This window comes from Nonomuraea sp. NPDC050310, assembly GCF_040655795.1.
Lineage (GTDB): Bacteria > Actinomycetota > Actinomycetes > Streptosporangiales > Streptosporangiaceae > Nonomuraea.
Genome location: NZ_JBFAKP010000040.1, coordinates 26,556 through 34,521, shown reverse-complemented (window position 1 = coordinate 34,521; position 7,966 = coordinate 26,556). Strand labels below are relative to the sequence as shown.

The 7,966-nt window shown below is 73.8% G+C and carries 6 protein-coding genes; 3 read left to right on the top strand and 3 right to left on the bottom strand.

The window, feature by feature from the left end; all coding sequences use genetic code 11:
- The first annotated feature begins 245 nt into the window (after positions 1-245).
- Positions 246-1,061 carry a hypothetical protein gene (locus AB0I67_RS41935; RefSeq protein ID WP_357936353.1) on the top strand — a complete coding sequence of 272 codons (816 nt, stop codon included), beginning with the start codon at positions 246-248 and terminating at the stop codon, positions 1,059-1,061.
- 68 nt (positions 1,062-1,129) lie between these two features.
- On the opposite strand, the gene AB0I67_RS41930 is transcribed toward AB0I67_RS41935, so the two are convergent.
- Positions 1,130-1,774: a hypothetical protein gene (locus AB0I67_RS41930; RefSeq protein WP_357936351.1), complete on the bottom strand. Its 645-nt coding sequence runs from the start codon at positions 1,772-1,774 to the stop codon at positions 1,130-1,132.
- A gap of 254 nt (positions 1,775-2,028) precedes the next feature.
- On the opposite strand from AB0I67_RS41930, the gene AB0I67_RS41925 reads away from it, so the two are divergent.
- Positions 2,029-3,843, top strand: a complete 1,815-nt coding sequence (locus tag AB0I67_RS41925) for an ABC transporter ATP-binding protein (RefSeq protein WP_357936349.1) — start codon at positions 2,029-2,031, stop codon at positions 3,841-3,843.
- Here the strand turns inward: AB0I67_RS41925 and AB0I67_RS41920 are convergent.
- Positions 3,833-5,008, bottom strand: a complete 1,176-nt coding sequence (locus AB0I67_RS41920; protein ID WP_357936347.1) for a DUF2786 domain-containing protein — start codon at positions 5,006-5,008, stop codon at positions 3,833-3,835. The genes AB0I67_RS41925 and AB0I67_RS41920 overlap by 11 nt on opposite strands.
- Before the next feature lie 125 nt (positions 5,009-5,133).
- On the opposite strand from AB0I67_RS41920, the gene AB0I67_RS41915 reads away from it, so the two are divergent.
- Entirely contained in the window at positions 5,134-5,565 is a 432-nt protein-coding gene (locus AB0I67_RS41915; RefSeq protein ID WP_357936345.1) for a peptidase inhibitor family I36 protein, read from the top strand.
- A gap of 57 nt (positions 5,566-5,622) precedes the next feature.
- On the opposite strand, the gene AB0I67_RS41910 is transcribed toward AB0I67_RS41915, so the two are convergent.
- Positions 5,623-7,938: a polysaccharide lyase 8 family protein gene (locus AB0I67_RS41910; RefSeq protein WP_357936343.1), complete on the bottom strand. Its 2,316-nt coding sequence runs from the start codon at positions 7,936-7,938 to the stop codon at positions 5,623-5,625.
- Positions 7,939-7,966: the final 28 nt, after the last annotated feature.

Below are 7,966 nucleotides of genomic sequence, written 5' to 3'. Positions count from 1 at the left end.
CGTGTCGTCCTCGGTCCAGGTCAGTTCGTTGATCAGGTCCACGACTCCGCTGACGCGCGCGCTCATCCGGGCGGCGATCTCCGCCTCACTGCGGCTCACCCGCGGCCTCTCCCGCCCCGTCCCCCACCGTCTCGCCCACGGTTTCGCCCACGGTTTCGCCCTCTGTTTCGCCCACCGCCAATCCGGCGGCGAAGCCGGCCCGGCCGGCGATCCGGCAGGCCGTCGCGAGCGCGCGGGCGGCCGGCATGGAGCCGTGGCTCGACGTCGACCTGTCCGGCGCCTACCTCCAGGGCAAGACGGCCTACGAAAACGCGATCGAGCAGGTCGTCGCCGAAGCGGCGCTGCCCGGGGTGGTCGGGGTCAAGTACGCCGCGTCGGTCGGGTTCTCGGGGTTCTCGACCGCCGACCAGGCGCGTGACTTCCTGACCCGGACCCACCGCGTGCTGCGGACCCGGTTGCCCTGGCACCGGCTCGCCGTCGAGGTGGTCGCGCCCGAGCTCGGCTGCGGCCAGAACACCGCCTGCGTCCGGGCGATGCGCGCCGCCTACCCGCTGGTCACCGCGGCTGAGGTGACCCGCTACCTGCAGGCCGTGCGTGGCGTGGACCGCATCTACGTCGCCTCCGGCCTGTTCACCGCCGAGTACGGCAAGCACAAGATCACCTACGGCGGGAAGGCCGTGACCCCCTCGGAGGCGCAGTGGCTGGGCGTGCACGCCCGCGGCTGGGGCTCCTACGGCCAGATCGCCTCCCGCGAGTACAGCCTGGCGCAGCCGTCCGGCTCGGCGGCCCGTGACCGCAAGACGATCGCCAAGCTGATCGCCGAGCAGATCACCAAGCCGGTCCGGCAACGGGGCATCCAGTCGATCACGCTCTGGGGTCACCACCTGACCTCCGGCAAGACCGGCTACCAGTTGCTCGACGCCGGTCCGCTCTGGCAGGCCCTGCTCGCGCAGAACGCCCGCCGTACCCTGTCCGTCGTGGTCAGCCCCGGCCCCGCCGGGGCGATCACCGATCTCGACCAGCTCGGCCAGGGCTTCCAGGAGATCTTCATCCTGGGCTGATCGGCCGAGCCGCCCGCGGACGGGCCCCGAACCGGCGGCATCGGTTCGGGGCCCGCTGGCGTGCGCGGCTACCCGCCGATCGGGGGTTCCTGGAGCACACAGGCACCGGTCACCGGGTCGAGTCCGGCGCCGGGCTCGCACGGGGGCGGGGGCTGCTGCGGCCCCCCGGTGGGCACGGGCGCGGCCGGCTCGTCGGCGGGCACCGGGTCGGCCTGCGCGGGCTTGGTCGGCCGGGGCTTGGCGGGCCGGGGCCTGGCCGGGTCCGGCTTCGCGGCGGGCGGAGTGGCCGAAGCCGAGGGCCTGGGCTTCCGCGTGGGCCTGGCGCTGCGGCTCGTCCGGGGGGAGGGGGTCACGTAGAAGCTGAGCGTCCCGGGCTGGGAGGGCGTGGGCGATTGCGACACCGCCGCGGGCCGGGCCGGTTCGGCCGGCTCGTGCGTGATCCAGAGCCAGCCGCCCGCCACCACCGCCAGTGCGGCGGCGACGCCGATCACCGGCGCCCAGGGCAGCAGGGCCGGTCCGGACCGGCCGTCCCAGTCCTCGTCGCCGCGCCGGCCGGTGCCGTCGGGCAGGGAGTTGTACCATTCGCGCCCGCTCATGGGCAGCGGCGGCGCGGGCCCGTCGCCCGTCCGGCTCCTTGGCGGCCAGACCTTCCGGCCGGGCCCGTCCTCCGGTAAGCCCGGCTCCAGCGGGGAGGGGTCGTCACGGTCCGGCATAGGACATCCCGTCACGTTGGGCGGCCACTGTCTCTTCCGTCCCAGCCTATGCCGGGACGTCGCGGCCGCCCAGCCTCCATTCGCCCCCAGACCGGGGCATCCCGGGCGGGCGGAAAACCGGTGGCTTGATCCGTAGCCGGGCCGTCACCATGGGCGAGGGTGCCGATGACGGGGAGGTAACGGCGGTGGCGACGGAGACGGGTGCCGACGACGGTCAAGCGACGGCTGACGGAGCCGGGAGAAAGTCGGCGGTCATGCTGGCGCTCGGCTACTACGGGCGCGAGTTGCGCCGGCAGTGGCCGGTGGCGATCCCGGCGCTGATCTCGCCCGCGCTGGGCAACATCTGCCTGCACTACCTGGCGCCGCTGGCGGTGGGCGCGCTGGTCGGGCACCTGGCCGGAGGCGGCGACGGCACGCTCGGGACGCTCCTGCCGTACGTGCTGGCCTTCGGCGCGATGCTGCTGCTCGGCGAGGTGTGGTGGCGGGTCGGCCTGCACTTCCTCAACCGCACCGACGCGCGCGGCATCGAGCGGCTCGGCGCGGTCGGCATGGACGAGCTGATGGCCAGGGACTCGGCCTTCTTCCACGACAACTTCGCCGGCTCGCTGACCAAGCGGGTGCTGAACTTCTCCTCCGGCTTCGAGGAGTTCGGCGACCTGATGGCCTTCGCCGTGGTCGCCAAGCTGGTGCCGCTGGGGTTCGCCTCGGTGGTGCTCTGGCAGTACCACTCGGTTCTGGTGCTGGTCCTGCTGGGGCTCATCGCCTTCACCGGCCTGGTGGTGGCGCCGCTCATCCGGCGCCGGCGGCGGCTGGTCGACCAGCGTGAGGCGGCCAAGGTCCGGGTGTCCGGGCACGTCGCGGACGTGCTGACGAACATGGAGTCCGTGCGCGCCTTCGCCGCCGAGGAGCGCGAGGCGGCCGAGCACCGGGTCCGCCTGGTCGAGCAGCGCAGCCTCACGCTGCGCTCGTGGGACTACAACAACCTGCGCGTGGACATGCTCGTCGCCCCGCTGTCCATCATCACCAGCACGCTGGGACTGCTGCTGGCGGTGGCGTTGCGCGGCGGCCTGGGCGTGGAGGCGATCGTGGTCACCTTCGCCTACTACACCAGCGCGACCACGGTGATGTTCGAGTTCAACCAGATCTACCGCCGGCTGGAGAGCGTGCTGTCGGAGGCCGCGCAGTTCACCGAGCTGCTGCTCACCCCGCCGCGGGTGGTCGACACGGCCGAGCCGCAGCCGCTGCGCCCGGCCGACGCGAGCGTGCGCTTCGAGCGGGTGGTCTTCGCGCACCCGGGCAAGGAGCCGCTCTTCGACGGCCTCGACCTGGACGTCGCCAGCGGCACGAAGATCGGCCTGGTCGGCCGCTCCGGCGGCGGGAAGACCACGCTGACCCGGCTGCTGCTGCGGCTCATGGACATCCAGGGCGGCCGGATCCTGGTCGGCGGCCAGGACATCGCGCAGCTCCGCCAGGCCGACCTGCGCAGCCTGATCGCCTACGTGCCGCAGGACCCGGCCATGTTCCACCGGACGCTGCGCGACAACATCGCCTTCGCCCGGCCCGAGGCGAGCGAGGCGGAGATCCTGCGGGCCGCCGAGGCGGCGCACGTCACCGAGTTCGCGCGGGCGTTGCCCGAGGGCTTCGACACGCTGGTGGGCGAGCGCGGCGTCAAGCTCTCCGGCGGCCAGCGGCAGCGGGTCGCCCTGGCCCGGGCGATCCTGCGGGACGCGCCCATCCTGCTGCTGGACGAGGCGACCAGCGCCCTCGACTCCGAGAGCGAGGTGCTGGTGCAGGAGGCGTTGTGGAGCCTGATGCGCGACCGCACCGCGCTCGTGGTGGCGCACCGGCTGAGCACGGTGGTCAGCATGGACCGGCTCGTCGTGCTCGACCACGGCCGCATCGTGGAGCAGGGCAGCCACGCCGAGCTGCTGGAGGCTCGGGGCTCCTACGCGCGGCTGTGGCACCACCAGTCGGGCGGTTTCCTCCAGGAGGCCGACGAGGACGGCGACGAGGAAACCGGCGAGGAGGCCGACCCGGTGCCGGAGAGCAGCGCCGGGGTCAGGATCTGACTTGATCCCGTACGGCAAGCCGAGCCTGGTCGGCCGCGGCGCGTCCCGCGGCCCAGCCCTCGCTGTCGTAGGCGCCACGCACCCGGCTGCGGGTGAGCTCGGGGAACATCGCCGCCACGGCCTGGTCCACCTCGGCCGTCCGCGCGGCCAGCACCGGGACCAGGTCGGTGCCGCGCGAGGCGGCCTCGGCCTCGACCGTCTCGGCGGCGGCCGCCTCCAGCCGCTCGCCGATCCGCCCGGTGAAGGCCTGGAGGAACGACTCGCGGAAGGAGCGCCGGCGTGACTGCCCGGAGCCGTGCTTCTTGGTGCCCGCCCGCACGATGGCCGTGTCCGCCTGGACCAGCAGCGAGGTGAACAGCAGTTCCACCGCGTCGAGGTCGGTCTCGAACCCCAGCACGGTGACGAACCCGAGGTCGTCGTGCCACACGGCCCGGCACCGGTTGGCGTCGGCGACCACCGACAGCAGGGTCGCCTTGGCCTGCTCGTAGGGGGCGTCGAGGCCGATCCGGATGCCGCTCGGCCCGTCGTGGGCCGCGCCGGCGTGGGCGTCGAGGAGGGCCCGGTCGATGCTGTGCTTGGCCATCAGCCGTTGCGCCGCCGCGGTGAAGGTCTCGGCCTCGGCCTCGAACGAGGTGGACTCCGCCTTGGCCAGCAGGGCGCGGACCCGGCTCAGCGTCTTGCCGTCCGCGGTGGAGCGGCGGGCCGGGCGGGCCGGCCGGTTCTCGCCGGGGAGGGGGCCGAGCCGGTCCAGCCGGGGGAAGGCGGTCAGCGTCTGGAGCAGTTCGAGGCTGCGGGTGAGGGTGAGCAGCCGGGGTTCGCGGAGCGGCGCCGGTGGGACGCTCTCCAGGTACGGGGCCCAGCGGTCGGGCACCGACGCGTAGCCGCGCAGTTCCCGGGCGATCAGCTCGCTCACCACCTCGGCGTGGGTCCGGTCGCGCCGCCGTTCGACCAGGCGCACCACGTCGGCCGGCTGCCAGCCGTTGCGCCAGAGCGTGCCGAGCAGGCGAGTGAGCATGCCGGTCAGCTCGCGGTCGACGCGCCGGGCCCAGCCCTGGTCGTCGCCGTCCTGCGCGGCCAGCTTGGCGACGCACCGATCGAAGCCGTCCTGGTCGTCGTGGCGGAGCAGCTCGACGGCGGCGGTGATCAGGTCTGCGGGCCGGTCCACGGGTTCCTTTCCTGGGTGCATGTCCGGTCAAGGGTATCCGGACCTGCGTTCAACGGACTGTCTGGCGAAAGTTGATCTCCCTGGGTACGCTCGGACGGAAAGAAAGCTTCTTCCATGGAGGTCTGGTGGGCAAGAAGTTTCATGCTCTGGCATTGCCGATCGCGGCCGCGACCCTGGCCGTCCTGGCGACACCGGCGCAGGCGGCCGACGGGTACGACCGCTGTCAGGAAGGCAACTACTGCCTGTTCTCCGGCCTCAACGGCACCGGGGACATCGTCCAGCTCAAGGCCGACACCGCCGACCTGGCCGCGCTCGGCATGGGCGATCGCGCCAAGTCCGACTGGAACCGCACCGACACCCTCATCCACCTCTACTCCGAGGCCGCCTACGGTGGCTGCACCGCCGTCACCGGCCCGCGCGGCAAGGGCAACTTCTACATCGACTTCCGCGACTTCTTCGACTCCGTCCGCTTCGGCGGCCCAGGCGGGCCCTCCTGCTCCATCTGGGACGACGAGTACTCGCTCAAGCGCGCGGGCGTGACCGACTCCCACGGCTGATCAGCCCCACGGCCACCGGCCGGTCTCCTGTGCCGATCCACGGGGGGCCGGCCGGTTTCAGTCCGCCCGCATCCGCACGCGCGGCGCCGGCGGCACCGGCAGCCAGAGGGTGGCGGTGTGCGCGTGCCCCCGGCTGCCGCCGACCTCGACGGTCAGGGTGCGCTTGCGGAGCCGTACGCGGCGGCCGGCGTCCTCCATCCACGCCACCGGCCACGGCAGCGTGAGGCGGATCTTCTCGGCGGTCCTGGACGGGTCGGCGACGGCCAGCCGGACATAGGTGCCCCAGCGGGCCAGCAGCAGCGTGCACGGCCCGTCGGCGGACAGCCCCGCCACCGAACCGGCCCGCCAGAAGACCGCCGCGGTGAGCTCGCCGGCCCGGATCGCCTGCACCCTGCTGCTGTTGGCCAGCACCTCGACCGGCGGCCGGGCGGCGAAGGCTCGCGTGGCGTCGGCCGAGAAGCCGGGCAGCACGGCGTAGGCGTACCGCGCGCGGCCGGGATCGACGCCGTGGTCGAGCAGGAGGGTCGTGTAGTGCCGGGTGTGCCGCTCGCGGTCGCCGCCGGTGGTCGCGCCGCGGTCGATGTCGCGCCAGCGGCCGGTGCGCTTCTCCCGCACGACCTTGAGCTCTGCGTCGTCGAGCGAGACGTAGCCGGCGACCCCGGCGAGATGCGCCCACGACTCGCCCCGGGCCAGCTCGGGGTGCGAGGTGTGGGTGTTGCGGTTCTCGACGACGGTCTCGACGCGGCGGCCGTCCGAGGCGGTGATCCCGGCGCCCAGCGCGATCACCGCGTCGTCGAGCAGGAACCACGACTTGCGGGCCCGGAGCGAGGAGCCCTGGGCGTCGAGCTGCATGGCGGCCACGCCGTACCGGCCGTCGAGGGCGACGCCGCCCGCGAAGCGGGCGCTCGGACGGTACCGCGCGCCGTGCGGCAGGGCGGCGCGCTTGCGGCGATCGACGGTGGTGCCGGGCAGCCGGTAGGGGTCGATGGTCGGCCAGAGCTCGTCGTTCCAGTGCGTGAGGTCCTCGGTGTAGAGGTAGGTCATGCCGTCGCCGGTGTACCAGCCGTGCAGGTTCTCCCGGTTCATGCCCTCGACCGCGGCGATGCGCGCGGACGACATGGAGATGGCGTAGGCCCAGGTCGGCCGGCGGTGCACGACCCGGTCCATGTCGGCGAAGACCCAGGTGCCGACGGTCCGCCGGCCCTCGGGCACCGCGGGGTCGGCCAGGAGCCCGGCGGCGGCGGGCGGCGCGACGAGCGCCGGATTGCGGGCCAGCCAGCCCTTGATCATGGGACGCCAGCGCTCGGCGTGCCGGGCCGGGGCGGCGGGCAGCAGGTGCAGGACCGCCTCCATCGCCCGCTGGCCCGAGGTGTGGTCGCGATGCCCCTGGACGCTGATCTGCCGCCCGCGCAGGCCGTCCATCATGAGCCCGTCGAAGATCACCGGGACGAAGGAGCGGTCCACGATGTCGAAGACGTTGACCAGGTCAGGGTCGGTGATCTCCCACGGCGAGCCGGCCAGCAGCGTGATCAGCCGGGCCACCCCGTCCAGCAGGTCCACGCCGTAGCTGCCGGTGTAGGGGAACAGGTCGTGCTGGATGAACGAGCCGTCCCGGTAGAACCCGTCGCCGGGGCCGCGCGTGTAGCGCAGCAGGCTCCAGCGCCCGCCGCCGCGCCGGTCGGAGACGCCGTCGCGGGCCAGCTTGATCAGCCGCGGGTCGCGGGTGAGGACGCCGTGCATCGCCACCGCCATGGCCTTGCCCGCCCGGTTGGCGCCGGTCTCGACCACCGACGGCATGCTGACGCGGTGGTCGGGATCGGGGCACCAGCGCCGCAGGGGCCGCAGCCAGCGCTCCAGCCGCTCGCCCGGCAGCGCGTCGTACAGCAGGGCACAGGTGTCGGTCAGCGCGCGCGGCACGCCGATCTCCCACCAGTACCAGTTGCTGCCCCGCCGCGGCAGGTGCTCGTTGTAGGCGTGCCGGTGGAGGAAGTCGAGCGCCGCGACCGCGCCCCTGGCCACCTCGGGGTCGCCGTGCAACCGGGTGCCGGGCGTCGCCCAGCCCAGGGCCAGGGTGCGCAGCCGGGTGTAGGAGCGGTTGAAGTCGCCGGTCGCCGGGTTGCCCAGCGGCAGGTCGCGCCACAGGCTGGGACGGCGGGGGTCGGGATCCATCTTGCGCCAGACCGCGCCGGCCGAGCCGTCGAGCCGTTCGGGGTCGGCCGCCATCAGCTCGACCCAGCGGCGGCGAGCCGTACTGAACGCACTGGAAAGGCCGGCCGCGTCGGCGGGCCGGCCGGTCAGCGCGAGGCCGGCCAGCGCCACGCCGCCCAGCAGGACGGATCGCCGCGAGAGCGGTCCACGGATGGGCGGGGTCATGAAGCGGCGGCCTCGCCGGCCCGGGGTC

What these genes read in the sequence shown, in the direction of transcription:
- AB0I67_RS41935 (WP_357936353.1), top strand. Translation starts at nt 246, where the DNA reads ATGGAGCCGTGGCTCGACGTCGACCTGTCCGGCGCCTACCTCCAGGGC.
- AB0I67_RS41930 (WP_357936351.1), bottom strand. Translation starts at nt 1,774, where the DNA reads ATGCCGGACCGTGACGACCCCTCCCCGCTGGAGCCGGGCTTACCGGAG.
- AB0I67_RS41925 (WP_357936349.1), top strand. Translation starts at nt 2,029, where the DNA reads ATGCTGGCGCTCGGCTACTACGGGCGCGAGTTGCGCCGGCAGTGGCCG.
- AB0I67_RS41910 (WP_357936343.1), bottom strand. Translation starts at nt 7,938, where the DNA reads ATGACCCCGCCCATCCGTGGACCGCTCTCGCGGCGATCCGTCCTGCTG.